Here is a 239-nt window from a genome sequence, read left to right on the forward strand (position 1 = left end):
GCGCAGTCTGCCGCGACGGTGCGTTCAGGCTGTCGCACTTCCACTCGTAGCGCCGATAGCCGAGATCTTCAAAGACGTGCTTCATCAGCAGGAACTGCGCTTCTGTCGATGCCGGCGTCCGTTGCAGCAGCGGCGAGAACGTAACCGCGCCCACCTCAATCACGCCGTGTTCCGGCGTGACGCGCATCAGCGCCAGCGTGCCGACCGGCTGATCGTTGCGCGCGTCGATCACCGCGTAC

At 64.9% G+C, this 239-nt stretch carries 1 protein-coding gene; it reads right to left on the reverse strand.

From position 1 onward, the window contains the following. Positions 1–239: GNAT family N-acetyltransferase (locus tag Q4528_RS15875; RefSeq protein WP_303522710.1), on the reverse strand; the 239-nt coding region annotated here is incomplete at both ends.

Origin of the sequence: Staphylococcus pasteuri, from assembly GCF_030547725.1 — a bacterium.
In the GTDB taxonomy this organism is placed as follows: domain Bacteria; phylum Bacillota; class Bacilli; order Staphylococcales; family Staphylococcaceae; genus Staphylococcus; species Staphylococcus pasteuri.